Genomic DNA, 26,428 nt, shown 5'->3' with positions numbered 1-26,428 from the left:
CCCCCCCCCCCCCCCCCCCCCCCCCCCCCCCCCCCCCCCCCCCCCCCCCCCCCCCCCCCCCCCCCCCCCCCCCCCCCCCCCCCCGCCCCCCCCCCCCCCCCCCCCGCCCCCGCGGACGACCCCGCCGCGAGGGGCGAGCGGGGGCGGTGACCGTTCCTAGTCGAGGTAGTCGCGCAGGACCTGCGACCGGCTGGGGTGGCGCAGCTTCGACATGGTCTTCGACTCGATCTGCCGGATCCGCTCCCGGGTGACCCCGTAGACCTGGCCGATCTCGTCGAGGGTGCGCGGCTGTCCGTCGGTGAGGCCGAACCGCAGCCGGACGACGCCGGCCTCCCGCTCGGACAGCGTCTGCAGCACGCTGGTCAGCTGGTCCTGCATGAGGGTGAAGCTCACCGCGTCGACCGCGACGACCGCCTCGGAGTCCTCGATGAAGTCGCCGAGCTGGCTGTCGCCCTCGTCGCCGATGGTCTGGTCGAGGCTGATCGGCTCCCGGGCGTACTGCTGGATCTCCAGCACCTTGTCCGGGGTGATGTCCATCTCCTTGGCCAGCTCCTCCGGCGTGGGCTCGCGGCCCAGGTCCTGGAGCAGCTCGCGCTGGATGCGGCCGAGCTTGTTGATGACCTCGACCATGTGCACCGGGATGCGGATGGTGCGGGCCTGGTCGGCCATGGCGCGGGTGATCGCCTGCCGGATCCACCAGGTGGCGTAGGTGGAGAACTTGTAGCCCTTGGTGTAGTCGAACTTCTCGACCGCGCGGATCAGGCCGAGGTTGCCCTCCTGGATGAGGTCCAGGAACGCCATGCCGCGGCCGGTGTAGCGCTTGGCGAGGGAGACCACGAGCCGGAGGTTGGCCTCGAGCAGGTGGTTCTTGGCCCGCTCGCCGTCGCGGATGATCCAGTTGAGGTCGCGGCGCATCTGCGGGGAGAGCTTCTGGCCCTCCTCCTCGACCTGCCGCATCCGCTCGGCGGCGTAGAGGCCGGCCTCGATGCGCTTGGCGAGGTCGACCTCCTCCTCGGCGTTGAGCAGCGCGACCTTGCCGATCTGCTTGAGGTAGGCGCGGACCGAGTCGGCCGACGCGGTGAGCTCGGCGTCCTTGCGGGCCTGCCGCAGCGCCTCGGACTCCTCCTCGTCGTCCCACTCGAAGTCGCCGGACTCGGCCTCCTCCTCGGCCGCCGCGGCGACCTCGCCCTCGGCCGGGCCCTCGGCGACGCCGTCGGCGCCCGCGACGACGGCCTCGTCCAGCGCCAGGCCCTCGGCGGGGGCCTCGCCGTCGGCGACGGCGGTCAGCACGGCGCCGTCGGCGGCGGGGGAGGGGGTGATGGCCGGCTTGGTGCGCCCACCCGGGGACTTCGCGGGAGCCTTCTTCTTGGCCGCCTTCGGAGCTGCCTCCGGGGAGACCGTCGCGGTGGCCCGAGGGGCCCGGGTACCGGCGGCGACCGTCCTGGAGCGAGTGCTGGTGCTCGCGGCGGCTGCTTCCGGTGCTGGCTTGTCGGCGGGCACTCAGGTTCCTTCCCGTGCTGGGTCGTTCCCCGGAGGACCGAGTGGTCCCCGGGCAGCGGCGCCCACCGTCGAGCGGACGGCCGTCGGGACCCGGGCAGACCGGCGCGGCGTTTGACCGGCGGTCGAGCGGGGGATCCCTCCCGGCTGGCGGACGACGGGGTGGGGCTCTCCCATTGTAACGACCGTGAACCGCTATTCCACCGTTCCCGACGGTCTCTCCTCGCCCGGACGGGGCGTTCCCCGCGGCCTACTGGCCGATGTGCTCGTGCGCGGCGAGCGCCGCGCCGACGATGCCGGCGTCGTTCTGCAGCTCCGCGGCGACCACCTCGGTGCGGGTGGACAGCAGCGGCACCCACTTGTGCGCCTTCTTGCTCACGCCGCCGCCGACGATGATCAGGTCCGGCCAGACGCTGGCCTCCAGGACGTCGAGGTACCGGTCGACGCGCTTGGCCCACTCGGGGTAGCTGAGGTCCTCGCGGTCCTTGGCGGCGGCCGAGGCGCGCCGCTCGCCGTCCTCCCCGTCGACCTGGATGTGGCCGAACTCGGTGTTGGGCACCAGGTGCCCGTCGATGAACAGCGCGCTGCCGATCCCGGTGCCGAAGGTGAGCATGAGCACGACGCCCTTGCGGTCGCGGCCGGCGCCGTAGCGGACCTCGGCGAAGCCGGCGGCGTCGGCGTCGTTGAGCGTCTGCACGTGGTCGCTGGGGATGCGGGCGCGCAGGCCCTCGGCGAGGTTGGTCCCGAGCCAGCTCTTGTCGACGTTGGCGGCGGTGTGGACGACGCCGTGCTTGAGCACGCCGGGGAAGGTGACCCCGATCCGGTGCGTCCAGCCGAACGAGGCGACGATCTGCCCCACGACGTCGTAGACCGGCTCGGGCAGGGAGGGTTGCGGCGTCTCGATGCGCACCCGCTGGCCGATCAGCTCACCCTTGTGCAGGTCGACCGTGCAGCCCTTGATGCCGCTGCCGCCGATGTCCACCCCGAAACCGTGCGCCACGGGCGTCAGCGTAGTGATCAGCCCGACAGCCGGCCCGGCCCCGTGCCCCGCTCGGGCAGGATCGGCCCGTGAGCTCCCCGCGCCCCGCCGATGCCGACCTGCTCGACCTCGCCGTCGCCACCGCCCGGGAGGCGGCCGCGCTCGTCGCCCGCGGCCGGGCCGGCGCCGCGGCGTCGGTCGACGTCAAGTCCAGCCCCGTCGACATGGTGACCGCCGTGGACCGGGCCAGCGAGGAGCTGGTCGTCGGCCGGCTGCTGGGCGCCCGCCCCGACGACGGGCTGCTGGGGGAGGAGGGCAGCGACCGGGCCGGCACCAGCGGGGTGCGCTGGATCGTCGACCCCATCGACGGCACGACCAACTTCGTCTACGGCGTGCCGGCGTACGCGGTCTCCATCGCCGCCGAGGTCGACGGCCGGGTGCGCGCCGGCGCGGTGCTCAACGCCGCCACCGGCGAGCTGTTCACCGCGACCCTCGGCGGTGGCGCGCGGCTGTCGGCGCCAGGCGCCGAGCCGGTGCCGCTGGCGGTGAGCGCCCCGGCGTCGCTGGAGCAGACCCTGGTCGCCACCGGGTTCGGCTACCGCGCCGAGCAGCGCCGCGCGCAGGGCGCGGTCGTCGCCGAGCTGCTGCCGCGGGTCCGCGACATCCGCCGCTTCGGCTCGGCCGCGCTGGACCTGTGCGCCGTCGCGGCCGGGCGGGTGGACGCCTACTTCGAGCGGCACCTCAACCCGTGGGACTTCGCCGCCGGCAGCCTGGTGGCGGCCGAGGCCGGGGCGGTGGTCACCGGGCTGCCGGGCCGGCCGTTCGGCGCGCCGCTGGGCATCGCGGTGTCCCCGGCCGTCGCCGAGGAGTTCGTGGCCCTCCTCGACGACCTCCACTGAGGCGCTGCCGCAGGGTCCCGCCGCGAGCGTGCGAGCGGCGGGGGCGGGAGGGTCCCGCTAGCAGGCGGCCTGGGCGCTGGCGCCGGCCGACAGGGCGGCGGCGACCTGGTCGGGGGAGGCCAGGCTCGTGAAATCGGGGCCGATGACGACGTCGACCACGGCGGTGGCGCGGGTGTCCTCGTACGTGGTGGCGCCGGTGAGGTAGACGGTCGCGAACCGGGCGGCGTCGGCCCCGCGGGGGCCGTGCCGGACCTCGCCGACGCCGGTCACCTCGCGGCCGCTGGAGTCGTTGGCGATCTCGTCGACGACGAAGCCGAGCGACTGCAGCTGGGCGGCGACCGTGCCGGCCAGGCCCTGCTGGTCGGTGGCGTTGAGCACGCGCAGGTTGATCGTCGTCGGGTCCATCGACGGCGCCGCCTCCTGGGCGGTGGTGCACGCCGCGGCCTGCTCCGCCTGGCGGGTCTCCTCGGTGCGCAGCACGTTCCACCACACGCCCAGCGCGGCCAGGGCCAGCACGAGCAGGAAGATCAGCGGCGGGATCGGACGCCGTCCGCTCCGGGCCCGCACCGGAGGCCGCTCGGTCCGCTCACCCACGCTCGTCACGCGCCCTCCTCGCTGGAACCCGGCGGGAGTGTAGGACGCCGTCGGGGCGCTAGATGGCACCTGCGTCCAGTGCGGCGCGTCCTCGCTCCACGCACGGGTCGATGCGGTCTGCGTAACCGGACGTGTCCTTGCCGGGCATGGCGCCGGCGGCCCCCCGGGCGACGATCCCGGCGACGATCGCGGCGAACTTGAAGTAGGCGAAGCCCACGTACCAGTTCAGCGCCGACAGGTCGAGGCCGGTGCGCGAGGCGTAGCGCTCGGCGACCTCGGCCCGCGTCGGGAAGCCGGGCAGCGCGGTGACCGCCGCCTGGCTCGCGGGCAGGTCCTCGCCGGCCTGCGGCCAGTAGACGAGGAGCATCGCGAGGTCGGCGAGCGGGTCGCCCAGCGTGGACATCTCCCAGTCGAGGACGGCGCGGATCCCGCCCGGCCGGTCAGGGTCGAGCAGGCAGTTGTCGAGCCGGTAGTCGCCGTGGACGACGGCGTGCCGCTGGGTGCCGGGCACGGTCTCGGCGAGCCGGGCGGCGAGGGCGTCGAGCCCGGGGCGGTCGCGGTCGCGGGTGGCCTGCCACTGCGTGGTCCAGCGGCGCACCTGCCGGGCCATGAAGCCCTCGGGCCGGCCGAACCCGGCCAGCCCCACCGCCTCGTGGTCGACGGTGTGCAGGGCGGCCAGGACGTCGACGAGCCCCTCGCCGATGGCCCGCCGCTGGTCGGGCTCGTCGGCGTAGCCGGGCGGGATCTCGTCGACGACGTGGACGCCGACGACCCGCTCCATCACGTAGAAGGGGGCGCCGAGCACCGAGGTGTCCTCGCACAGGTGCAGCGTCCGGGGCACCGGCACGGCCGTCGGGCCGAGCGCCGTGATGACCGTGTACTCCCGGGCCATGTCGTGCGCCGTGGCCAGCACCGCCCCCGTCGGCGGCCGCCGCAGGATCACCGCGTCGTCCGGCGAGCCGCCCTCGGGGGTCACCGTGTAGGTGAGGTTCGACATGCCCGCGGCGATGAGCCCGACCGACACCGATCGCCACCTCTCGTCGCCGAGGACCGAGGCCAGGTAGGGCCCGACGACGGCCGGATCAGCACCCACGGGAGTCGACACGGCGGCAGGGTAACCTCTGGCGCTCCGCGCCCCCGCCCGCCCGTTTCCGGGGCGAGGTGTGGGCGCACCCGCGCCGGGCACAAACGGGGGCCTCCTGGCGTTGGGGGGCTGCCGGTTCCGCAACCGGGCGCCCCTCGGCGCCCGAAGGGAACGACGCGGGGCCGGAGCACGACCCGTCGCCGGGGACCCGTTCCCGGGAACCCGGCGCCAGACCTCCGGTCGCCCACCAGGCGGCCGGTCAGGACGGCGGCGCACCTCGCCGACGTCAGACGCAATGCGGGCACGACGCCCGCGAGAAACCCCGGAGGAGGGGCACCCCATGGCCACCGACTACGACGCCCCACGGCGCAGCGAGGCCGACGAGCTCGGCGAGGACTCGCTCGAGGAGCTCAAGGCCCGGCGGGCCGAGGCGCAGTCCGCATCGGTCGACGTCGACGAGACCGACTTCAACGAGAACCTGGAGCTCCCGGGCGCCGACCTGTCCAACGAGGAGCTCACGGTCCGCGTCCTGCCGAAGCAGGAGGACGAGTTCACCTGCTCCCGCTGCTTCCTCGTGCAGCACCGCAGCCGCCTGGCCGCCACCAAGGGCGACCAGATGTACTGCCGGGACTGCGCCGCCTGAGCGACGAACCCCCTTGCCCCCACCGCTCGCGCCGCGGGGCCCGGCGAGGGGGCCGGCACGGCTGACCGGGAAGAGGTCCATGTCCGAGCACGCTCCGCGCACCGGCGCGGCGAGGGACGTCCCCCCGCCGCGTCCCGTGCGCGCGCCCGCCGCGCCGCCCGAGCCCGAGCCCGAGGACGCCGGCCCGCTGGCCCGCGCCGCGCGGGTCGTGGCCGACGCCGTGGGCGGGCTCCTCGGCACCTCGACGCCGGGCGCCCCGGACCCGGCCGCCGCCCCGTCGGCGGCGGCCGGCCTCCGGGACGTCCTCACCGCGCTGGCGGGGGCGGCCGGCGCCTGGCGGGAGCGGCGCGACCAGGGAGCGGGCGCCGCCGCCCCGCCCGGCGGCCGGGAGCCCGGCCAGCGGTCCGCCGGCGCGTTCCTCGGCGACCTGCTCGCCGCCGCCGCGCCGCGACTGCCCATCCGCGACGCGGCGCGGCTGCGGGTGGCCTACCCCGGCCTGACCGACGAGGAGATCGCCGACGCGCTCGTGGCGCGCTCGGCCCGCCTGACCGCCGGCATCGGCGCGGCCACCGGCGGGCTGTCGGCCGCGCAGTGGCTGGCGCCGCCGTCGCTGCTGGCCCTGCCGCTGGAGCTCGGCGCGGAGACCGTGCTGGTCGCCGCCGTCGAGGTCGTCCTGCTCGGCGAGCTGCACGAGCTCGCCGGGCGGCCGGCCCTCGGCGCCGCCCGCGACCGGGCCGGCGCCTACCTGGCCGCCTGGGCCGATCAGCGGGCCCTCGACGGCCCGGCCGCCCCCGGGCTGGTCTCGGTGCTCGGCACCGCGGGGCTGCGGGCGCTCAGCCGGCGGATGACCCGCCGGCTGGCGCGCGGCATCCCCGTGGCGGCGCCGCTGCTGGTCGGCGCGGCGATCGCCGGCCGGGGCAACCGCCGGGCCACCGAGACGCTGGCCCGCCGCGTGCGGGCCGACCTGCACGCCGCCCGGTGACCTGAGGGAACGGCCCGGGACCAGAGGCTCGCGCCGAGCCGGCGAGGCGGGAGGAGGGCCGGGGTCCTTATAGGGTCGCGGCGTGGCCGACGCCCTCGCACCCGCCGTCGACGTCCCGGTCCGGTTGACGTCCCCGGACGCCGTCGCCCCGGCGTACGCCCTGCCCGGCGACGCGGGCGCCGACCTGTCGGTCGCCGAGGACGTCGAGCTCGCGCCGCTGCAGCGGGCGCTGGTCGGCACCGGCGTCGCCGTGGCGATCCCCGAGGGCTACGCCGGCTTCGTGCACCCGCGCTCGGGCCTGGCCCACCGGGTCGGCCTGAGCCTGGTCAACGCCCCCGGCACGATCGACGCCGGCTACCGCGGCGAGATCAAGGTGAATTTGATCAACCTCGACCCCACCACGTCGCTGACCCTGCGCCGCGGCGACCGCGTCGCCCAGCTGGTGGTGCAGCCGGTCGTGCGCGCGCGGTTCGTCCCGGTCGAGGAGCTGCCCGCCAGCGACCGCGGCGCCGGGGGCCACGGCTCGACCGGCGGGCACGAGAGGCTCGCGACACGAGAGGGACGGGACTGACCATGCCGTTCGGACGGCGGCGCAACCGCATCGACCGCAGCCTGCGCGAGCGGGGCGTGCCCCCGGAGCCGCAGCACCGCGAGCGGGAGCAGGCCGAGACCACCGGGCCCTGGGACGAGGCGGACGCGCCGGACGACGGGGTCAACCGGGTCGACCTCGGCTCGGTGCGGCTGCCCGCCATCGCCGGGATGGAGCTGCGGGTCGACGTCAACCAGCAGCAGAAGGTCATCGGCGCCACGCTGCGGTCGGGGGAGTCGACCCTGTCGGTGTCGGCCTTCGCGGCGCCGCGGGCCGGGGGCATCTGGGACGACGTCCGCGCCGACCTGGCCAGGGGTGCCTCCGGCCAGGGCGCGTCGCTCAAGGAGGTCGACGGCCCCTTCGGCCCCGAGCTGGCCGGCACCGTGCTGGTGCAGTCGGCGCCGCAGCCGGGGCAGACCGCGGCGCCCAAGCCGGTCCGCCGGCCCGCCCGGTTCGTCGGCGTCGACGGCCCGCGCTGGTTCCTGCGCGGCATGATCGCCGGCCCCGCCGGGGAGGACCCCGCGGCCGCCGCGCCGCTGGAGGAGGCGTTCCGGCAGATCGTGGTGGTGCGCGGCAGCGAGCCGATGCCGGTGCGCGAGCAGCTGCCGATGACGCTGCCGCCGCAGGCCGCCGCCCAGGTCGCGGCCCGCCAGGCCGCCCAGCAGGCGGCGCAGTCGGCCCGCCCGCCGGCTGGCCGGCACGCCGCGCCCGACGCCTGACGTGGCGCCCCGGACCGTCGCCTACGGGCCGGCGCCCGACCAGTTCCTCGAGCTGACACTGCCCGGCGGGGACGCGCCGGCGCCGGTCGCCGTCGTGCTGCACGGCGGCTTCTGGCGCGCCGCCTACGGCGTCGAACTGGCCCGCCCGCTCGCCGCGGACCTCGCCGCCGCCGGCTGGGCCGCCGTCGCGGTCGAGTACCGGCGCGTCGGGAACGGCGGCGGGTGGCCGGCGACCCCGGCCGACGTCGCGGCCGCGCTCGACGCCCTGCCGGACCTGCCCGAGGCCGCCCGGCTCGACCTCGGGGAGGTCGCCGTCGTCGGGCACTCGGCCGGTGGCCACCTCGCGGCCTGGGCGGCCGGCCGGGCGCACCTGCCCGACGGCGCGCCGGGGGCGGCGCCGCGGGTGCGGGTCACCGCGGCGGTGCTGCAGGCCGGCGTCCTCGACCTGCGTCTCGCCGACGAGCAGGGACTGGGCGCCGGGGCCGCGCGCGACCTGCTCGGCGCGCCGCCCGAGGCGGCTCCCGCCCGGTGGGCGGAGGCCGACCCCGTCCGGCTGCTGCCCACCGGCGCCGCGGTGCTGTGCGTGCACGGCCGGGACGACGACGTCGTCCCGGTGACCCAGAGCCAGGCCTACGCCACCGCGGCCGCCGCCGCGGGCGACGCGGTCGAGGTGCGCGTGCTGCCCGCCGACCACATGGCGCTGATCGACCCGGCCGGCGACGGCTGGCGGATCGCCCGCGACTGGCTCGAGGCGCGCCGTGCACAGCGCGTCGGGCGGATTACGCTTGAACCGTGACGCAAGCGAAGTCGCGCGGCTGGTTCTCGAGGACCCTCGAGCGCCTCACCGCGGACGACCACCAGATCGACGCGGAGGAGCTCCGCGCCGGTTCTGCGAGCGCCGGCTGCGAGCCGGTGAGCATGTGCCGCAAGGGCGCGGTGGTCACCGTGACCGGCCGGCTGAAGTCGGTGGTCTACACCCCGCGCGAGACGGTGCCCACGCTCGAGGCCGAGCTGTTCGACGGCTCGGGCTCGGTGACGCTGGTCTGGCTGGGCCGGCGGCGCATCCCCGGCATCGAGCCGGGGCGCACGCTGACCGCCCGCGGCCGGTTCGCCGCCTTCGACGGCAAGCGGGTCATCTACAACCCGTGGTACGAGCTGGGTGCCGGCTGACCACCCGCCGCCGGGGACCGGGGTAGCAGGGGGAGGACCGGGGCAGCGACAGGGGCGGGAGGCGGCGGTGGGCGCACCGGACGAGGCACGCGACGAGGCCGCGGACGCCGACCGCGCGCCCGCGCAGCCGCTGTCCTTCGACCGCCACCTGGTGCTCGAGCAGCTGGGCGGCTGGCGGGGCATGGTCGATGCCACGCTGCCCACGGTCGCGTTCATCGTGGCCAACAGCCTCGGCGGGCTGCGGGTCGGCATCTGGACCGCGCTCGGCGCCGCCGTCCTGGTCTTCCTCCTCCGGCTGGTCCGGCGGGAGAGCCTCCAGCAGGGCATCAGCGGGCTGATCGGGGTCGCGGTGGCGGTGGCGATCGCCGCGGCCTCGGGCCAGGCGCGCGACTTCTTCGTGCTCGGCATCGTGCGCAACGCCGCCATCGGCGTGGTCCTGATCGGCTCGATCCTCGTCCGCCGGCCCCTCGTGGGCTACATCGCCGAGTTCCTGGCGCCCAGCCACCTCGGCGCGATGGCCACCCACCGGCTGCCCGGCCTGCGCAACCGGATCGACCGGGTGAGCGCCACGCTGCACCACCGCCCGCCGCCGGACCCGGAGACCGGGGAGCGGCCCAAGGACCCCGAGCCCGAGCAGCACTGGCGCGAGGACCCGCGCATGCTGCGCGCCTACTCCTGGCTGACCGCGCTGTGGGGCGGCACCTTCCTGCTGCGGGTCGCCGTCCAGGGGCTGCTCTACCAGCGCAACGACGTCGAGCTGCTGGGGACGGCGTCGCTGGTCCTCGGCATCCCGGTGACCGCGGCCGAGCTGATCGTCACCCTGTGGGTGGTGTCCCGGCTGCACCGGCACCGCTGCCAGGAGCCGGCCGGGGCGGCGGCCGCCACCGAGCCGGTGGAGCGGCGCACCGACGGCGAGGCCCCCGCCGCCTGAGGAAGGGCCCCGGCCTCGACGATCACGGAGTTCGGGAGGCGACACACCGACCGGTGGCGGCATGTCGCGTCCGGAACTCCATGATCGCCGACGACGGGTCCCGGGACGAGCCCGTCGAACGGTCAGAGGGGGCCGTGCGCGCCCTCGGGGGCCAGCACCGCCTGCAGCTGCTCCTCCACCTCGGCGTGCGCGACGAACAGCAGCTCGTCGCCGGCCTCCAGCGGCTCGTCGGGGGTCGGGTTGATCACCCGCTCGCCGCGCAGGATCGCGGTGAGCACGGTCTCGCGGGGCAGCGGCACCTCGCGCAGCGGCTTGCCGACCCAGGGCGTGTCCTCGGCGAGGGTGATCTCGACCAGGTTGGCCGCGCCCTTGCGGAAGCTCATCAGCCGGACGACGTCGCCGACGGTCACCGCCTCCTCGACCAGCGCGGCGAGCACCCGCGGGGTGGAGACGGCGACGTCGACCCCCCACGCCTCGGTGTAGAGCCACTCGTTGCGCGGGTCCTTGACGCGGGCGACGACCCGGTTGACCGCGAACTCGGTCTTGGCCAGCAGCGAGACGACCAGGTTGGCCTTGTCGTCACCGGTGGCGGCGACGACGACGTCGCAGGTGGCCAGCTGCGCCTCCTCCAGGGAGCTGACCTCGCAGGCGTCGGCCTGCACCCACTCGGCACCGGGCACGGCGCGGGTGCGCACCTTGCGGCCGTCCTTCTCGATGAGCATCACCGTGTGGCCGTTGGCCAGCAGCTCGCCGGCGATCGACCGGCCGACGGCGCCGGCGCCCACGATCGCGACCCTCATCGCTCGGCCCCCTCGGCGCCGTGCTCGACCACCGCGTGCACCCGCGGGGTGATGGCGTCGGTGACGGCGAGGACCAGGTGGTCGCCGTCCTGCAGGACCGTGGCGGCGGTGGGCAGCTGGGCCTCGCCGAAGCGCACGATCCAGGCCGCGCGGGCGCCGGACGCGGCCTCGAACTCCGCGAGCCGGCGGCCGATCCACGCCTCGGTCACGGTGACCCGCTCCAGGAGGACCTGGCCGGTGGGCTCCCGCCACATCTCGCTGACCTTGACCGAGAGCAGCTCGCGCAGCAGCCGGCTGGCCGTCCACGGCACCGTGGCCACGCTCGGGATGCCCATGCGCTCGTAGATCTCCGCCCGCTTCTCGTCGTAGATGCGGGCGACGACGTGCTGGACGCCGAAGGTCTCGCGCGCCACGCGGGCGCTGATGATGTTCGAGTTGTCGCCGCTGCTCACCGCGGCGAACGCGCCGGCGGAGTCGATGCCGGCGTCGAGCAGCGTCTGCCGGTCGAAGCCGAGCCCGGTCACCTGGCGGCCCGCGAAGTCGGGACCCAGCCGGCGGAACGCCTCGGGGTCCTGGTCGATCACCGCGACGCTGTGCCCGATCTCCTCCAGCCGCCGGGCGATCGCGGAGCCGACACGCCCGCAGCCCATCACGACCACGTGCACGTGGAACTCCTTGTCGACACCGGTGCGGGCACGTCCGCCCGCTGTCTGCCGGGCGCGAAGCTACACCCGCCGGGCGGGCCCGCGCGGCGCTGTCGCGCGGATCTCCCCCTCCCGGGCAAGTCGCGCCGCCGCGGTGGCGGCACGGGGTCCCCAGCGCTCGTACGATCGCCGCCGTGCCATCGCTGTCCGACCTCGGACAACTCCCGAAACGCCTCGTCCTCGGCCGCCCCGTGCGCAGCGACCGCGTGGGCGAGTCGCTGCTGCCCAAGCGCCTCGCGCTGCCGATCTTCGCCAGCGACCCGCTCTCCTCCGTGGCCTACGCCACCCAGGAGATCCTCATCGTGCTGACGCTGGCCGGCACGGCGTTCCTGTACCTGGCGCCGTGGCTGGCCATCGCCGTCGTCCTGCTGCTGGCCACGGTGGTGCTGTCGTACCGCCAGGTCGTGCGGGCCTACCCGTCGGGCGGGGGCGACTACGAGGTCGCGATGAAGAACCACGGGCAGTTCGCCGGGCTCGTCGTCGCCAGCGCCCTGCTCACCGACTACGTGCTCACCGTGGCCGTGTCGGTCTCGGCCGGGACCGACAACATCATCTCGGCGTTCCCGTCGTGGAACGAGCACCGCGTGCTCATCGCGGTCGGGCTGGTCGCCCTGCTGGCCGCGCTCAACCTGCGCGGCGTGCGGGAGTCGGGCCGCGCGTTCGCGCTGCCGACGTACCTGTTCATCGGCGGCATCCTGGTGATGATCGGCACCGGGCTGTTCCGCGACTTCTTCACCGACGACCCCGTGGTGGCCGAGAGCGCCGGCTACACGATCACGCCGGAACCGGGCTACTCCCAGGTGACCGGCCTGGCCCTGCTGTTCTTCGCGCTGCGGGCGTTCGCCTCCGGGTGCACCGCGCTCACCGGCGTCGAGGCGATCGCCAACGGCGTCCCCGCGTTCCGGCCGCCGAAGAGCAGGAACGCCGCCACCACCCTGGCGATCATGGGCGGGCTGGCGGCCACCATGTTCGCCGGGGTGACCGCGCTGGCCCTGCTCGGCGACGTGAAGTACACCGAGTTCACCTGCGACCTGGAGGGCTTCGTCGGCGACTGCGAGACCGATCCGCAGCGCACGGTCATCGCGCAACTGGCGGCGGCCACCTTCGGCGGCGACACCTCGGTCGGCTTCTTCTACATCCAGGCGGCCACCGCGCTCATCCTCGTCCTCGCCGCGAACACCGCGTTCAACGGCTTCCCGCTGCTGGGCTCGGTGCTGGCGCAGGACCGGTTCCTGCCCCGCCAGCTGCACACACGCGGCGACAAGCTGGTCTTCAGCAACGGCATCCTGCTGCTGGCCGGCTTCGCCGCCCTGCTCATCGTCGCGTTCGGGGCCGACGTCACCCGGCTGATCCAGCTCTACATCCTCGGGGTGTTCACCAGCTTCACGATCGGTCAGTGGGGCATGGTGCGGCACTGGAACCGGGAGATCCGGCAGTCCGACGACGCCGCGGCCCGCCGCCGGATGCGCCGCTCGCAGGTGATCAACACCATCGGCGGCACGCTCACCACCGTCGTCCTGCTGATCATCGTGGTCACCAAGTTCACCCGCGGCGCCTGGCTGGTCCTGCTGGCCATGCCGGTGCTGTTCGCCCTGATGAAGGCGATCAACCGGCACTACACCAACGTCGCCGCCCAGCTGGTGCCCGACACCGACGCGCGGCTGCTGCCCAGCAAGGTGCACGCGATCGTGCTCGTCTCCAAGGTGCACAAGCCGACGCTGCGGGCGCTGGCCTTCGCCCGGGCGACCCGGCCCGACGTGCTCACCGCGCTCACCGTGAACGTGGACGACGCCGAGACGCGAGCGCTCCAGGGCGAGTGGGAGCGCTACGACATCCCGGTGCCGCTCACGGTGCTGGAGTCGCCGTACCGGGAGATCACCCGCCCGGTGCTCGACTACGTGAAGGCCATCCGCCGCGACAGCCCGCGCGAGCTCGTCGTCGTGTTCGTGCCGCAGTACGTGGTCGGGCACTGGTGGGAGAACGTGCTGCACAACCAGAGCGCGCTGCGGCTGCGCGCGCGCCTGCAGTTCACCCCCGGCGTCATGATCACCACGGTGCCCTGGCAGCTGGAGAGCTCGATCGGCCAGGAGAACAACGGCCAGCGCGGCTCGGCGCCCATGCCCGGTGACCTGCGCCGCGGGATCACCGACGACGAGGTCCCGGCCACCCCGTATGGCTGAGCGCCGGCGTCGCCCGTCCCCGGACCGCGGCGGCGGCTGGACCGGCCGCGAGCTCGAGCTGGCCGTCGGCCCGGTCGCGCACGGCGGGCACTGCGTCGCCCGGCACGAGGGGCGCGTGGTGTTCGTGCGGCACGCCCTGCCGGGGGAGCGGGTGCTCGCCCGGGTCACCGAGGACCGGCACCCCGGCTACTGCCGCGCCGACGCCGTCACGGTGCTGGAGCCGCACCCCGAGCGGGTCGAGCGGCCCTGCCCGTACAGCGGGCCCGGGAAGTGCGGCGGCTGCGACTGGCAGCACGTGGCGCCCGCCGAGCAGCGCCGGCTCAAGGCCGCCGTGGTGCGCGAGCAGCTGGCCCGCCTGGCGCACCTCGAGGACGTCGACGTGGTGGTCGAGGAACTGCCCGGGGGGCCGCTGCGCTGGCGCTCCCGCGCCCGGTTCGCCGTCGACCGCGCCGGCGTGCCGGGGCTGCGGCGGCACCGCTCGCACGACGTCGTCCGGCTGGCCGACTGCCCGATCACCGTCGAGCCGGCCGCGCGCGCGGTGCTCGACCACCGCTGGCCCGGCGCCGGGGCGGTCGACGTGTCCGTCGACGCCGCCGGCGTCGTCACCACCACCCGGCTGGACCGGCGTGGCCGGCCCCTGACCACCCGGGTGCTGCGGCCGGGCTCCGACGTGCCGGAGGAGCCGGCCGGCCGGGCCGGGCGGACGGCGGCCGGTCGCGACTGGGAGGTCGAGGGCACGGGCTTCTGGCAGGTGCACCCCGGCGCCGCCGACGCGCTGGTGGCCGCCGTGGCCGGCTTCGCCCGGGTGCGGCCGGGGGAGACCGTGCTCGACCTCTACGCCGGCGCCGGGCTGTTCGGCGGGGCGCTGGCCCCGGCGGTGGGCGCCGACGGCCGGGTCGTCTGCGTGGAGGCCGACCCGGCCGCCTGCGCCGCGGCCGACGCCAACCTCGCCGACCTGCCGCAGGCCGAGGTCTGGCAGGGCGAGGTGGACGCCGGGGGGCTGGCGGAGCTGCTGGCCGAGCTGGGCGGGGCGCCCGACGTCGTCGTCCTCGACCCGCCGCGGGCCGGCGCCGGCGCCGCGGTGAGCCGGCTGCTGGCCGGCACGGGCGCGCGGGCGGTCGTCTACGTGGCCTGCGACCCGGCCGCGCTCGCGCGCGACGTCGCGGCGTTCGCCGGCGCCGGCTACCGGCTGGCCGGCCTCCGCGGCTTCGACGCCTTCCCCATGACCCACCACGTGGAGTGCGTCGCGCTGCTGGAACCCGCTCCGGCTACCGTGCACGGGTGACCACCTGGGAGTACGCCTCGGTCATCACCGCCAACGACGCCGAGAGCCGCAAGGCCGGGGTGAGCGTCAAGCTGCCCGGCGGGCCGATGGAGCGGCAGGAGGAGGACGCCAGCACGGTGCTCAACCGGCTCGGCGGCGAGGGCTGGGAGCTGGTGAGCTACCACTCCAGCGGCGCCGGCACGTGGGGCTTCGAGCAGTTCTGGCTCAAGCGGCAGCGGAGCTGACCCGCGCGTCCGTCGAACACCTGTTCGACGGATGGGGCACACTGGCGCGGTGGACGGAACGCTGCCGCCGGGGTGGCCGGAGCAGGTCCGCCCGCCGGGCGCCCCCGACTGGGAGCGGACGGCGGTGGCGTGGCTGTTCGACCTGGTCCCGCCGGACTACCGGGCGCACGAGGTGCTGCGCCACTACCCGGTGCTGCTGGCCCGCTTCGCCGGCGACCACGTCCGCGCCGGCCTCGAGGCCGCCCGCGCCGGCTGGCGCACGGTCCGCGTCGACCTCGCCGAGCACCTGCCGCCGGAGGCGATCGAGGCGGCCGTCGCCGCCTACGAGCGCGAGGGCACCCGGCTGGCCGCGGCCGCGCGCGGCGTCGAGGTGGTCGCCGGGGCGCTGCGCGGGGAGCGCTGGGTGCCCCGGTTGTGAGTGCCGGGTGGGACGGAAGTCACCTGTGAGGGGGACGACGGTCCCGATGCCGCGCGACGCGCCCCCGCGGGGGCGTCCGTGGCCGTACCTTGCCCGTCGTGCCTGGTCAGCAGGGGGTCCGCGGGGGTAGGGCGGTCGCGCTCCTCCTGGTGCTGGCGGCCGCCGCCGGGCTCGCCGTCCTGCTGCCGCGCGTGGCCAGCGCGCCCGCCGGCGGGCCGGTGCTCGACGGGCTGCCCGCCGCGGCCGAGGACGCGCCGACCGTGGTGTTCGTGGGCGACTCCTGGACCGTCGGCCGCGGCGCCACCGACCTGCAGGGCTACGCCGTGCGCACGGCCGCCGCGCTGGGCTGGCACGCGCGGGTGCTCGGCGCGGGCGGCAGCGGCTACAGCGTGCCCGGGCCGCACGACGACCTCTTCGCCGAGCGGCTGGAGCTCGCCGTCGAGGGCGCTCCCGAGTGGATCGTCGTCCAGGGCAGCCTCAACGAGCGGCGCAGCCGGCCCGGCGTGCTGGCCCCGGCGGCGCGCACCACGCTCGCCGCGCTGCGCGACCTGGCCGACCCCGCCACCCGCATCCTCGTCGTCGGCGCGGCCGACAACCCGGGCACCCCCGAGGCCACGATCGACTGGATCAACCGCGCGGTGCGCGCGGCGGCCGACGACGCCGGCCTGCCGTTCCTCGACCCCGCGGCCGAGGACTGGCTGGACGCCGGCGACCGGCACCTGTGGTCGGACTCGATCCACCCCAGCGACCTCGGGCACCAGCTCTTCGCCGACCGGCTGGCCGGCGCGTTGCGCGGCCTGGTGGGGGCCTGAGCGCTCGGCCTGAGCGCTTCCCCTCCCGCGGCTACAGTGGATCGGCGGCTTCTTCCCCGGGCCGCGCCGCCACCAGAGAGGACACCACCCGCGCCGTGCCGATCCTGCCGACGCTCCGGGGCCCCGAGGACCTCCGGGCGCTGCCCGCCGACCAGCTGCCGGTCCTGGCGGCGGAGATCCGGGACGCGCTGGTCACCAGCGTGGCCAGGACGGGGGGCCACCTCGGGCCCAACCTCGGCGCGGTCGAGCTGACCATCGCGCTGCACCGCGTCTTCGACTCCCCGCGCGAGCCGATCGTCTTCGACACCGGCCACCAGGCCTACGTGCACAAGATGCTCACCGGCCGGGTCGACGGCTTCGAGCGGCTGCGCCAGCGCGGCGGCCTGTCCGGCTACCCCTGCCGGGCCGAGAGCGAGCACGACTGGGTCGAGAACAGCCACGCCTCCACGGCGCTGTCCTACGCCGACGGCCTGGCCAAGGCCTTCGCCATCCGCGGCGACCGGCGGCCGGTCGTGGCCGTCGTCGGCGACGGGGCGCTCACCGGCGGCATGGCCTGGGAGGCGCTGAACAACATCGCCGCCGCGCAGGACCGGCCGGTGATCATCGTCGTCAACGACAACGGCCGCTCCTACTCGCCGACGATCGGCGGCGTGGCCGACGCGCTGGCCACGCTGCGGCTGCGGCCGGGCTACGAGCAGGCGCTGCTCGCCGTCCGCCAGGCCCTGCACCGGGCCCCGGTGGTCGGCTCGGCCCTGTACGACGCGCTGCACGCCATCAAGAAGGGCCTCAAGGACGTCCTCGCGCCGCAGGGCATGTTCGAGGACCTCGGGCTGAAGTACGTCGGCCCGGTCGACGGCCACTCCGCCGAGCACGTGGAGTCGGCGCTGCGCCGCGCCCGCTCCTTCGGCGGCCCGGTGATCGTGCACGCCGTCACCACCAAGGGCTTCGGCTACCCGCCGGCCGAGACCGACCAGATCGACGCCTGGCACGCGACCGGCGTCTTCGACCCCGACAGCGGCACCAGCGTGCGCAAGACCGGGCAGGCCTGGACCGACGCCTTCGCCGACGAGCTGGTCCGCATCGGCGCCGAGCGGCCCGACGTCGTGGCCATCACCGCGGCGATGCTGCACCCCACCGGCCTGGCGCCGTTCGCCGAGCGCTTCCCCGAGCGGACCTTCGACGTCGGCATCGCCGAGCAGCACGCGCTCACCTCGGCCGCAGGCCTGGCGATGGGCGGGATGCACCCCGTCGTCGCCGTCTACTCCACGTTCCTCAACCGGGCGTTCGACCAGCTGCTCATGGACGTCGCGCTGCACGAGCAGCCGGTGACCGTCGTCCTCGACCGGGCCGGGGTCACCGGCGACGACGGCGCCTCGCACAACGGCATGTGGGACATGTCGGTGCTGTCCGTCGTCCCGGGCCTGCGGCTGGCCGCCCCGCGCGACGAGGCCACTCTGCGCGAGGCGCTGCGCGAGGCCGTCGACATCGCCGACGGGCCGTCGGTCGTCCGCTTCCCCAAGGGCTCGCTGCCGCCGGACATCCCCGCGCTGGAGCGCCGCGGACCGGTCGACGTGCTGCGCCGGGGCGCCCGGCCGGACGTGCTGCTGGTCGCCGTCGGCTCGATGGCGCCGATCTGCCTGGCCGCCGCCGAGCGCGCCGCCGACCACGGCATCGAGGTCACCGTCGTCGACCCGCGGTGGGTGATCCCCGTGCCGGCCAAGCTGGTGGACCTCGCCGTCGGCCACCGCATGGTGGTCACCGTCGAGGACGGCGGCCGGGCGGGCGGCATCGGCACGACGCTGACCCAGGCGCTGCAGGACCGGCAGATCGACGTCCCGGTGCGCTCGATGGGCCTGCCGCAGCAATTCTTCGAGCACGGCAGCCGCGGGCAGGTCCTCGCCGACGCCGGGCTCACCGAGCAGGACGTCGCGCGCCGCATCGCCGAGTGGGCGGCGGTGCTCGGCGAGCGGGCCGAGAGCGCCCCCACCGCCGTCCAGGACGAGCCGGTGGAGGGGCAGCAGTGACCGAGGCGACCGGCGAGTGGGTCATCGCCGAGATCCAGGTCGCGCCCTCGCCACCCGGGACGCCGGGCAACCCGCACGCCCACGTCGAGGCCGCGATCGAGGTGATCGCGAACTCGGGGCTGGCGTACGAGGTCGGCGCGCTCGGCACCACGCTGGAGGGCGAGGCCGACCGGGTGTGGGACACCCTGCGCGCCGCGCACGAGGCGATGATGCTCGCCGGCGCCAACGGCGGCCTCTCGCACGTCAAGATCGCGTCCGTCCAGCGCAGCATGGCCAGCCTCACCCGCAAGTTCCGCTGACCGACCGCACCGCCGGCCGGGGCGCGGGTGGCGCATGCTCGCCGTCCTCCCTCACCGCGGAGGGTCCTACCCCGCGCCGCAGCGCGGGGTAGGACCCTCCGGGATCAGCGGACCTGATCGTCGCCGAGCCGCTCAGGCGGGGAGGGAGGCCACCCCGCGCGGCAGGAAGCGGGCGCCGGTGACGGCCTCGCTCACGCCGGTCCGGTCCAGGTGGGCCGAGATGCCGCCGAGCCAGAACGGCCAGCCGGCGCCCAGCAGCATGCACAGGTCGATGTCCTGCACCGCCTGGACCACGCCCTCGTCGAGCATCAGCCGGATCTCCTGGGCCAGCGCCCGCTCGGCGCGCACGCGCACCTCCTCCTCGGTGAGCGCGTCGTCGCCGGCGTCGATGCCGGCGAGGTCGGGGTCGACGACGCCCGGCTCGCTGTACACCGACGACTTGCCCAGCTCGACCATCCGGCGCAGGCCCTCGCCGACGGCGAACCGGTCGGGGAAGGCCTCGTGCATCCGCTCGGCCACGTGCAGCGCCACCGGCGGGCCGACCAGCGTGAGCAGCTCGAACGGGGTCATCGGCAGGCCCAGCGGGTCGAGCGCCCGGTCGGCCACGGCCACCGGGGTGCCCTGCTCCACGGCGGAGGTGATCTCGCCGAGGAACCGGGTGAGCAGCCGGTTGACCACGAACGCCGGGGCGTCGGCGACGAGCACGCACGACTTCTTCAGCTGCTTGCCCACGGCGAACGCGGTGGCCAGCGTGGCGTCGTCGGTCTGCCCGGCGCGCACCACCTCCAGCAGCGGCAGGACGGCGACCGGGTTGAAGAAGTGCAGCCCGACCACGCGCTCGGGGTGCTCGAGCTTGGAGGCCATCTCGGTCACCGACAGCGCCGAGGTGTTGGTGGCCAGCACGCAGGTCTCCGACACCACCGCCTCGACCTCGGCGAACACCTGCTGCTTGACCGACATTTCCTCGAACACGGCCTCGACGACCAGGTCGGCGTCGGCGAACGCGGCCTTGTCCAGCGCGCCGGACACCAGGCCCTTGAGCCGGTTGAGCCGGTCGTTCGACAGCCGGCCCCGGGCGGCCAGCTCGTCCAGCTGCCGGTGGACGTAGGCCACGCCCTTGTCGACGCGTGCCTGGTCGACGTCGGTGAGGACGACGGGCACCTCGAGCCGCTGCACGAGCAGCAGGCCCAGCTGCGAGGCCATCAGCCCCGCGCCCACGACGCCCACCTTGGTGACCTTCCGCGCCAGGCTCTTGTCGGGCGCGCCGGCCGGCCGCTTGGCCCGCTTGTTCACCAGGTCGAACGAGTACAGCCCGGCCCGCAGCTCGTCGCTCATGAGCAGGTCGGTCAGGGCGTCGTCCTCGGCGGAGGTGCCGGCGGTGAACGCCTCGCCGTCCACCCCGGAACGGGCCAGGTCGAGCAGCTCGACGGCGCGCAGCGCGCCGGGGGAGGCGCCGCGGGTGCGGGCCTGCACGACCTGCCGCGCGCGGGCGATCGCGTCGTCCCAGGCCGAGCGGTCGACCTCGGGACGCGCGACGGTCACGTCGCCGGACAGCACGCCGGCCGCCCACTCCAGCGACCGCTCCAGGAAGTCGGCCGGCTCGAGGACGGCGTCGGCGATGCCGAGCTGCGCCGCCTTCGGGCCCGGCGTCATCCTGTTCTGCGCCAGCGCGTTCTCCACCACGACGGTGACCGCCGGGTCGATGCCGATCAGGTTCGGCAGCAGCTGCGTGCCGCCCCAGCCGGGCACCAGCCCGAGGAACACCTCGGGGAAGGCGACGACGGCGGTCGAGGCGATGGTGCGGTACCGGCAGTGCAGGGCCAGCTCCAGGCCGCCGCCCAGGGCCGCGCCGTTGACGAAGGCGAACGTCGGGACCGGCGAGTCCAGGAGCCGGCGGAACACCCGGTGCCCGGTCTCGGCGATCTCCCGCGCGTCGGCCGCCGAGGTGATCGCCGGGACGCCGGAGAGGTCGGCGCCGACGGCGAAGATGAACGGCTTGCCGGTGACGCCGATGGCGACCGGGGCGGGGGAGTGCGCCGCGATCTCGTCGAGCGCGGCGTCGAGCGAGGCGAGCCCGCCCGGGCCGAACGTGGACGGCCGGGTGTGGTCGTGCCCGTTGTCCAGGGTGATCAGCGCGAGCTCGCCGGCCAGCCCGGGCACCCGCAGGTACCGGACGTGCGCGGCCGTCACGACCTCGTTCGCGAAGACGGCGGTCACTTCTCGGACCCCTCCCAGTTCGGGTTCTCCCAGATGACCGTGGCGCCCATGCCCAGGCCCACGCACATGGCGGTCAGGCCGTAGCGGACGTCGGGCCGCTCGGCGAACTGGCGGGACAGCTGGGTCATCAGCCGCACGCCGGAGGAGGCCAGCGGGTGGCCGACGGCGATCGCGCCGCCCCAGGGGTTGACCCGCTCGTCGTCGTCGGCGATGCCGAAGTGGTCGAGGAAGGCCAGCACCTGCACGGCGAAGGCCTCGTTGAGCTCGAACAGGCCGATGTCCTCGATGGACAGGCCGGTGCGGGCCAGCGCCCTCTCGGTGGAGGGGACCGGGCCCACGCCCATGACCTCGGGCTCGACGCCGGCGAAGCCGTAGCCGACCAGCCGCATGCCGATCGGCAGCCCGAGCTCGCGCGCGGTCGCCTCGTCGGCGAGCAGGCAGGCGGTGGCCCCGTCGTTCAGGCCCGCCGCGTTGCCGGCGGTGACGTGCCCGTGCGGGCGGAACGGCGTCTTGAGGCCCGCCAGGCCCTCGAGCGTGGTGCCCGGCCGCGGCGGCTCGTCGACCGTGGCCAGGCCCCAGCCCTGCTCGGCCGAGCGGGTCGCCACGGTCACCAGCTCCGGGCCGATCTGCCCGTTGGCGACCGCCTTGGCGTACTTCTGCTGGCTGGCCAGCGCGAACGCGTCGGCGCGCTCCTTGGTCAGGTGCGGGAAGCGGTCGTGCAGGTTCTCCGCGGTCGAGCCCATGACCAGCGCCGAGGGGTCGACCAGCTTCTCGCTGACGATCCGCGGGTTCGGGTCGACGCCCTCGCCCATCGGGTGCCGGCCCATGTGCTCGACGCCGCCGGCGATCGCGACGTCGTAGGCGCCGAAGGCGATGCCCGACGCGGTGGTGGTCACGGCGGTCATCGCGCCGGCGCACATCCGGTCGATCGCGTAGCCGGGGACCGACTTCGGCAGGCCGGCGAGCAGCGCCGCCGTCCGGCCGATCGTCAGGCCCTGGTCGCCGGTCTGCGTCGTCGCGGCGATCGCGACCTCGTCGACCCGGTCGGCCGGCAGCGCCGGGTTGCGGCGCAGCAGCTCGCGGATGCAGCGCACGACCAGGTCGTCGGCGCGCGTCTCGGCGTAGAGGCCCTTCGGGCCGGCCTTGCCGAAGGGGGTGCGCACGCCGTCGACGAAGACGACCTCGCGCAGGGAGCGGGACATGGGACCTCCGCAGCGGGGCGATTACCGGCCGGTAGCAACCGGCGCCGCTCAAGTTACCCGCTGGTAACCGCGAGGTCCACGGGGCGCGGCGGTTCTCCCGCGTCAGGGGTGGTCGGCGGCCCCGTCGACCGGCAGGAGGGCCTCCAGCACCGCCCCGCCCTCCGGCCGGTTGCGCAGCTCCGCGGTGCCGCCGTGCTCGGCCAGGCGGTCGCAGATCAGCCGCATGCCGAAGTGGCCGTTGAGCGCGAGTTCGTCGGAGTCCTCGTCGAGCCCCACGCCGTCGTCCTCCACGAGCAGCCGCACCGCCGGCCCGCGCGGGCCGTCGGCCTCCTGCAGCCGGATCCAGGCGTTCCGCGCCTGCGCGTGCTTCACGACGTTGGCCAGCGCCTCGCGGGCGGTGCGGTACAGCACGGCGGCGTCCTCCGAGCGCATCTCGGGCAGCGCCTCCGCCTCGACGTGCACGGTCAGGTTCTCCTTGACCCGCTCGCCCAGGTCCTGGATCGCCGTGGCCAGCCCCGGTCCGCTGAGGTCGGGCGGGTAGATGGCGATCATCAGCCGGCGCAGCGAGGTCACGGCGCTGCGCAGCGCGTCGACCATGCGGTCGAGGGAGGCCTGCTGCCGCTCCGGCAGGTGGGGGCGCAGCGCGCGCAGGCCGTAGCTCACCCCGGCCAGGTCCTGCACTGGGCCGTCGTGCACGTCGGCGGCGATCTCCCGCCGCTCCCGCTCGGAGGCCGCCAGGTAGCGCCGCACCGTGTCGGTCTGCTCCGCCTCGTTCCGGGTCAACCGGCGCGCCATCGAGGCGGCGATCGGGAACTGCAGCAGCTGGAGCACCAGGAGGGCGCCGATGGTGAGCGGCACGGCGCGGGAGCGCAGCAGGGCCGCCTCGTCGTCGATCGTGGAGGCGCTGAGGTAGGCCTCGAGGGCCAGCTGCTCCTCGGCCGCCTCGATGGGCACGTACACCTCCAGCTGCGGCTCGGCGCGCACGTCGTCGTCGTCGACCTCCGAGGCCTCCTCGATGGTCGACACGACGTCGCCGCCGATGGCGGCGCGCAGCTCCGGCGTCGGGGTGATCTGCCTGCCCACCTGGGCCGGGTCGGTGGAGTAGACGATCTGGCCCTGGGCGGTCCAGACGAACACCTCGGTCAGGCTGCCGTCGCTCTTGCGGACCCCGAGGATCTGGTCGAGGTCGCGCCGGTCCTCCTCCTCGCCCCGCAGCACGTTGGTGAGCAGCGGCTCCACCAGGACCGTCGCCAGCCGGCTCACGGTGCGCTCTGCCTCGCGCTGGGCGTTGTCGCGGGCGATCTTGTCGGTGATCACGAGGGTGACGGCCACGACCAGGGTGAGGACCACGAGCGCGATCGAGATGAACGCGACGATCTCGCGGCGCAGCGCGGGATGGCCTCTGCTGGGCCGAGCGTCACTGGTCAGCGGCATGGGTCCTCGCGGGTCTGCGGCAGCGCAGGGTGGAACCGCGGGGAGTATCGGTCCGGGCCGGGGGGCGGCGCAGGGGCCGGAGGGCGGTTCGGATCACTCGTAGGGGGTGCCCCCCGTCGTGCCGGTGCGGACGGTGATCGACTCGGTGACCCTGCGTGGCCGGATCACGACGGCGGCAGGTACGCCCGGGCCGGGGCGCTCCAGGCGGTGCCGCCGTCGGCGACCTCCGTGACCGCCCGGGACACCTCTCCCGGGTCGCCGTCCTTGAGCAGGAAGCCCACCGCACCCAGGTCGTGCGCCCGGCGCACGTGCTCGAGCGTGAGGCTGCCGGTCAGGACGACGACGCGGGACGACGGCTCCTCGGTGAGCAGCAGGCGGGCCGCCTCCAGGCCGTCCATCTTCGGCATGACGATGTCCATGAGGACGACGTCCGGCTGGGTGCGCCGCGCGCTGTCGAGCACCTCGGAGCCGTCGGCGCACGCGGCGACCACCGTGACCTCCGGCGTCGTCCCCAGCAGGTCGACGAGGGCGTCGCGGACCAGGTCGTTGTCCTCGACCACCATGACCTTGATCAACGGCGTCCTCGCAATCGGCCGGTTCCGGAACTCTGGCCCCGCTTCGTCGCTGTGTGCGGTGCACCACAGAGGGTGCGCGCTCCGAGGCTGCCCCGGACCACCCGCCGGGGGAGAGGGCGCACACCCAAAACCGGGGGCACGGGGCACCGTCGCGGGAGCGTAGCCGCCGGTCGGGCGCTCGCCCCGGGCGGGTCCCCCCGCCGCGACCGCGAGCGGTCGCTCAGGCGGCCGCGACCGCCTCGGTGAGCAGCTCCCGGGTCAGCTCGACCTGCCACTCGCGCGCGCCCCCGGCGCGCAGCGCCACGGCCACGGTGTCGGCCGTGCGCGGCTCCGGCGGGGTCCACATGAGCCGGCGCACCAGGTCGGGGGAGAGCAGGTTCTCCACCGGGACCGAGTGCTCCTCGGAGAGCGCCGCCAGCCCGGCCCGAGCGCGCTGCAGCCGGGTCGCGGCCGCCGGATCGCGGTCGGCCCAGCGGTTGACCGGCGGCGGACCGTCGCCCGGCCGGCTCTGCAGGGGCAGCTCCGCCTCGGGCAGCGCGCGGCCGCGGGCGAGCGCGCCGAACCAGGTGCCGACCAGCTTGCGGTTGGCCCGCCCGCGGAACACCGGCAGCTCCAACAGCGCCGCCTCGCTCTTGGGGTCGGCCTGGACGGCGGAGACCATCGCGGCGTCGGGCAGCACCCGGCCGGGGGCGAGGTCGCGCCGGCGGGCGAGGTCGTCGCGGGCCTGCCAGAGGGAGCGCAGCATGCCCAGCTGCCGCCGGTTGCGCAGGCCGTGGACACCGGAGGTGCGCCGCCACGGGTCGGGCTTCGGCGCCGGCGGCCCCGCCGCCAGGATCGCCTCGAACTCCTGCCGCGCCCACTCGGTCTTGCCCTGCTCCTCGAGCAGCGCGGCGAGCGCGTCGCGCAGGTCGACCAGCACCTCCACGTCGAGCGCGGCGTAGACCAGCCACTCCTCGGGCAGCGGGCGGGTGCTCCAGTCGGCGGCCGAGTGACCCTTCTGCAGCGAGTACCCGAGCAGCGACTCGACGACGGCGGCCAGCCCCACCCGGGGCAGGCCGGCCAGCCGGGCGGCCAGCTCGGTGTCGAAGATGCGCCTCGGCACCAGGCCGATCTCGGCCAGGCACGGCAGGTCCTGGTTGGCCGCGTGGAGGACCCACTCCTCGTCGGCGATCGCCTCCTGCAGCACCGACAGGTCGGGCAGCGGGACCGGGTCGATCAGGCCGGTGCCGGCGCCGCGGCGGCGCAGCTGCACGAGGTAGGCGCGCTGGCCGTAGCGGTAGCCGGAGGCGCGCTCGGCGTCGACGGCGACCGGGCCGGTGCCCGCGCGCAGCGCCTCGGCGTACGCGACCAGCGCGGTGGACGTCTCCACGACCGGCGGCAGCCCGTCGCGCGGCGTCAGCAGCGGGACGGCGGACGACGCGTCCTCCTCCGGCGCCGGAACGGCCTCATCTCCCAAGGGCGCGGTGCTCAGCGCTCGTCCACCTTCTCGCAGTCCCGTCGCCGTGCTGCAGGCACGGCCGCCCTGCGATGTTAGAGAGTCCCGTCGCCGCTGCGCCCGGAGGGACCCAGCAGGTGCACGCCGGGCGGCGGCAACCCGGCCGCGGTGCCCAGCACCTCGAGGAAGGCCGACAGGTGCCGGTCGAGCGCGCTGTTGTCCTCCGCCGTCCAGGAGGCGCGGATCTCGACCTCCACCGAGTGCTCGGGGCCGGCGAGGTCGCCGAAGCGGGTGGAGGCGGTGCGGGTCACCGTGCCGCCGACGGCGTGGGAGCCCGCGCCTGCCTCGGCGAGCGCGTCGGTGAGCCAGCTCCACGCGACCTCGGAGAACATCGTGTCGTCGACGAGGGTCTCGTCGGTGACCGCGGAGACGTAGCCGACGCAGCGGGTCGTGCCGTCCCAGGCCTGGTGGCCCTCGGGGTCGTAGAGCACGATGAACCGGCCGCTGGCGACCTCGACCTCCTCGTCGCCGTCGGGCTCGTAGACCTGGGCGCCGAGGGCGTGCGCGAAGGGGGCCAGCCGCTGCGGGGCAGGGATGGTCTCGAGGACGATCTCGTCGCGCGGGTGGACCCGCGCCATCGCCTCCAGCGCAGCCCGGAAGGGCGCGGGCGGCTCGCTGCCGGCCGCGTCCCCGCTGCCCGCCAGGCTGTGCGGCTCCACGCCTTCGCAGGGT

27 protein-coding genes are annotated in these 26,428 nt (G+C 75.6%); 15 read left to right on the top strand and 12 right to left on the bottom strand.

Annotated features, from left to right (window positions below; translation table 11 throughout):
* Positions 1-156: 156 nt before the first annotated feature.
* Positions 157-1,500, bottom strand: coding sequence for an RNA polymerase sigma factor (locus ACI78S_RS13940; protein ID WP_456974226.1), 1,344 nt, complete (start codon positions 1,498-1,500; stop codon positions 157-159).
* Positions 1,501-1,747: 247 nt separating this feature from the next.
* Complete coding sequence (gene ppgK / locus ACI78S_RS13935; protein ID WP_456974223.1) at positions 1,748-2,497, bottom strand: polyphosphate--glucose phosphotransferase; 750 nt, start codon at positions 2,495-2,497, stop codon at positions 1,748-1,750.
* A gap of 68 nt (positions 2,498-2,565) precedes the next feature.
* Here ppgK and ACI78S_RS13930 point away from each other — a divergent pair, with 68 nt between their 5' ends.
* Positions 2,566-3,375 carry an inositol monophosphatase family protein gene (locus ACI78S_RS13930; protein WP_456974221.1) on the top strand — a complete coding sequence of 270 codons (810 nt, stop codon included), beginning with the start codon at positions 2,566-2,568 and terminating at the stop codon, positions 3,373-3,375.
* 57 nt (positions 3,376-3,432) lie between these two features.
* Here the strand turns inward: ACI78S_RS13930 and ACI78S_RS13925 are convergent, their stop codons facing one another.
* Both ACI78S_RS13925 and ACI78S_RS13920 read right to left on the bottom strand, forming a co-directional pair.
* Positions 3,433-3,978, bottom strand: coding sequence for a LytR C-terminal domain-containing protein (locus ACI78S_RS13925; RefSeq protein ID WP_456974219.1), 546 nt, complete (start codon positions 3,976-3,978; stop codon positions 3,433-3,435).
* Positions 3,979-4,027: 49 nt separating this feature from the next.
* Positions 4,028-5,074, bottom strand: coding sequence for a phosphotransferase family protein (locus tag ACI78S_RS13920; protein WP_456974217.1), 1,047 nt, complete (start codon positions 5,072-5,074; stop codon positions 4,028-4,030).
* A gap of 319 nt (positions 5,075-5,393) precedes the next feature.
* On the opposite strand from ACI78S_RS13920, the gene ACI78S_RS13915 reads away from it, so the two are divergent.
* The 7 genes from ACI78S_RS13915 (at position 5,394) to ACI78S_RS13885 (ending at position 10,087) form a co-directional block, all read left to right on the top strand.
* Positions 5,394-5,696, top strand: a complete 303-nt coding sequence (locus ACI78S_RS13915; protein ID WP_456541814.1) for a DUF4193 domain-containing protein — start codon at positions 5,394-5,396, stop codon at positions 5,694-5,696.
* Between the two features lie 79 nt (positions 5,697-5,775).
* A complete protein-coding gene (locus tag ACI78S_RS13910; protein ID WP_456974215.1) occupies positions 5,776-6,678 on the top strand; it encodes a hypothetical protein in 903 nt (300 codons plus the stop codon).
* Between the two features lie 82 nt (positions 6,679-6,760).
* Positions 6,761-7,249, top strand: a complete 489-nt coding sequence (gene dut, locus ACI78S_RS13905) for a dUTP diphosphatase (protein ID WP_456974213.1) — start codon at positions 6,761-6,763, stop codon at positions 7,247-7,249.
* A 2-nt stretch (positions 7,250-7,251) separates the two neighbouring features.
* A complete protein-coding gene (locus tag ACI78S_RS13900) occupies positions 7,252-7,986 on the top strand; it encodes a DUF3710 domain-containing protein (RefSeq protein ID WP_456974211.1) in 735 nt (244 codons plus the stop codon).
* 1 nt (position 7,987) lies between these two features.
* Positions 7,988-8,782: an alpha/beta hydrolase family protein gene (locus ACI78S_RS13895; protein WP_456974209.1), complete on the top strand. Its 795-nt coding sequence runs from the start codon at positions 7,988-7,990 to the stop codon at positions 8,780-8,782.
* Positions 8,779-9,156, top strand: a complete 378-nt coding sequence (locus ACI78S_RS13890; RefSeq protein WP_456974207.1) for an OB-fold nucleic acid binding domain-containing protein — start codon at positions 8,779-8,781, stop codon at positions 9,154-9,156. The genes ACI78S_RS13895 and ACI78S_RS13890 overlap by 4 nt, the downstream gene beginning before the upstream one ends.
* Before the next feature lie 67 nt (positions 9,157-9,223).
* Positions 9,224-10,087: a DUF3159 domain-containing protein gene (locus ACI78S_RS13885; protein ID WP_456974205.1), complete on the top strand. Its 864-nt coding sequence runs from the start codon at positions 9,224-9,226 to the stop codon at positions 10,085-10,087.
* 122 nt (positions 10,088-10,209) lie between these two features.
* Here ACI78S_RS13885 and ACI78S_RS13880 read toward each other — a convergent pair whose 3' ends face one another.
* Complete coding sequence (locus ACI78S_RS13880) at positions 10,210-10,887, bottom strand: potassium channel family protein (protein ID WP_456974203.1); 678 nt, start codon at positions 10,885-10,887, stop codon at positions 10,210-10,212.
* Complete coding sequence (locus tag ACI78S_RS13875) at positions 10,884-11,552, bottom strand: potassium channel family protein (RefSeq protein WP_456974201.1); 669 nt, start codon at positions 11,550-11,552, stop codon at positions 10,884-10,886. The genes ACI78S_RS13880 and ACI78S_RS13875 overlap by 4 nt, the downstream gene beginning before the upstream one ends.
* Before the next feature lie 173 nt (positions 11,553-11,725).
* Between ACI78S_RS13875 and ACI78S_RS13870 the strand changes: the two genes are divergently transcribed.
* The 7 genes from ACI78S_RS13870 (at position 11,726) to ACI78S_RS13840 (ending at position 18,833) form a co-directional block, all read left to right on the top strand.
* Entirely contained in the window at positions 11,726-13,771 is a 2,046-nt protein-coding gene (locus ACI78S_RS13870; RefSeq protein WP_456974199.1) for an APC family permease, read from the top strand.
* Positions 13,764-15,056 (top strand): class I SAM-dependent RNA methyltransferase, encoded by a 1,293-nt coding sequence (locus ACI78S_RS13865; RefSeq protein WP_456974197.1) that lies wholly within the window; start codon positions 13,764-13,766, stop codon positions 15,054-15,056. Before ACI78S_RS13870 ends, ACI78S_RS13865 begins: the two co-directional genes overlap by 8 nt.
* Positions 15,053-15,280 carry a DUF4177 domain-containing protein gene (locus tag ACI78S_RS13860; protein WP_456974195.1) on the top strand — a complete coding sequence of 76 codons (228 nt, stop codon included), beginning with the start codon at positions 15,053-15,055 and terminating at the stop codon, positions 15,278-15,280. The genes ACI78S_RS13865 and ACI78S_RS13860 overlap by 4 nt, the downstream gene beginning before the upstream one ends.
* Before the next feature lie 49 nt (positions 15,281-15,329).
* A complete protein-coding gene (locus ACI78S_RS13855; RefSeq protein WP_456974193.1) occupies positions 15,330-15,698 on the top strand; it encodes a hypothetical protein in 369 nt (122 codons plus the stop codon).
* Positions 15,699-15,796: 98 nt separating this feature from the next.
* Positions 15,797-16,510, top strand: coding sequence for an SGNH/GDSL hydrolase family protein (locus ACI78S_RS13850; RefSeq protein ID WP_456974191.1), 714 nt, complete (start codon positions 15,797-15,799; stop codon positions 16,508-16,510).
* Between the two features lie 95 nt (positions 16,511-16,605).
* Positions 16,606-18,534 carry a 1-deoxy-D-xylulose-5-phosphate synthase gene (gene dxs, locus ACI78S_RS13845; RefSeq protein ID WP_456974189.1) on the top strand — a complete coding sequence of 643 codons (1,929 nt, stop codon included), beginning with the start codon at positions 16,606-16,608 and terminating at the stop codon, positions 18,532-18,534.
* A complete protein-coding gene (locus ACI78S_RS13840) occupies positions 18,531-18,833 on the top strand; it encodes a thiamine-binding protein (RefSeq protein ID WP_456974187.1) in 303 nt (100 codons plus the stop codon). Before dxs ends, ACI78S_RS13840 begins: the two co-directional genes overlap by 4 nt.
* A 132-nt stretch (positions 18,834-18,965) precedes the next feature.
* Here the strand turns inward: ACI78S_RS13840 and ACI78S_RS13835 are convergent, their stop codons facing one another.
* From ACI78S_RS13835 to ACI78S_RS13810, 6 genes are all read right to left on the bottom strand, one after another.
* Positions 18,966-21,050, bottom strand: a complete 2,085-nt coding sequence (locus tag ACI78S_RS13835) for a 3-hydroxyacyl-CoA dehydrogenase NAD-binding domain-containing protein (RefSeq protein WP_456974185.1) — start codon at positions 21,048-21,050, stop codon at positions 18,966-18,968.
* The gene (locus ACI78S_RS13830; RefSeq protein ID WP_456974183.1) at positions 21,047-22,252 is read right to left on the bottom strand and encodes a thiolase family protein; all 1,206 of its coding nucleotides are present in this window, start codon (positions 22,250-22,252) and stop codon (positions 21,047-21,049) included. The genes ACI78S_RS13835 and ACI78S_RS13830 overlap by 4 nt, the downstream gene beginning before the upstream one ends.
* 102 nt (positions 22,253-22,354) lie before the next feature.
* The gene (locus ACI78S_RS13825) at positions 22,355-23,686 is read right to left on the bottom strand and encodes an ATP-binding protein (RefSeq protein ID WP_456974181.1); all 1,332 of its coding nucleotides are present in this window, start codon (positions 23,684-23,686) and stop codon (positions 22,355-22,357) included.
* A gap of 164 nt (positions 23,687-23,850) precedes the next feature.
* Positions 23,851-24,261 carry a response regulator gene (locus ACI78S_RS13820; RefSeq protein WP_456974179.1) on the bottom strand — a complete coding sequence of 137 codons (411 nt, stop codon included), beginning with the start codon at positions 24,259-24,261 and terminating at the stop codon, positions 23,851-23,853.
* A 220-nt stretch (positions 24,262-24,481) separates the two neighbouring features.
* Positions 24,482-25,717, bottom strand: coding sequence for a ribonuclease D (locus ACI78S_RS13815; protein WP_456974177.1), 1,236 nt, complete (start codon positions 25,715-25,717; stop codon positions 24,482-24,484).
* A 74-nt stretch (positions 25,718-25,791) separates the two neighbouring features.
* Positions 25,792-26,415, bottom strand: coding sequence for a DUF3000 domain-containing protein (locus ACI78S_RS13810; protein WP_456974175.1), 624 nt, complete (start codon positions 26,413-26,415; stop codon positions 25,792-25,794).
* Positions 26,416-26,428 lie beyond the last annotated feature (13 nt).

The sequence above is a fragment of the Geodermatophilus sp. SYSU D00815 genome (genome assembly GCF_054050035.1).
This window is presented reverse-complemented; position numbering and strand designations above follow the sequence as displayed.

Excerpts from the sequence above, each read along its gene's own strand:
- ACI78S_RS13915 (WP_456541814.1), top strand. The coding sequence starts at position 5,394 with ATGGCCACCGACTACGACGCCCCACGGCGCAGCGAGGCCGACGAGCTC.
- ACI78S_RS13910 (WP_456974215.1), top strand. The coding sequence starts at position 5,776 with ATGTCCGAGCACGCTCCGCGCACCGGCGCGGCGAGGGACGTCCCCCCG.
- ACI78S_RS13900 (WP_456974211.1), top strand. The coding sequence starts at position 7,252 with ATGCCGTTCGGACGGCGGCGCAACCGCATCGACCGCAGCCTGCGCGAG.
- ACI78S_RS13880 (WP_456974203.1), bottom strand. The coding sequence starts at position 10,887 with ATGAGGGTCGCGATCGTGGGCGCCGGCGCCGTCGGCCGGTCGATCGCC.
- ACI78S_RS13865 (WP_456974197.1), top strand. The coding sequence starts at position 13,764 with ATGGCTGAGCGCCGGCGTCGCCCGTCCCCGGACCGCGGCGGCGGCTGG.
- ACI78S_RS13830 (WP_456974183.1), bottom strand. The coding sequence starts at position 22,252 with ATGTCCCGCTCCCTGCGCGAGGTCGTCTTCGTCGACGGCGTGCGCACC.
- ACI78S_RS13825 (WP_456974181.1), bottom strand. The coding sequence starts at position 23,686 with ATGCCGCTGACCAGTGACGCTCGGCCCAGCAGAGGCCATCCCGCGCTG.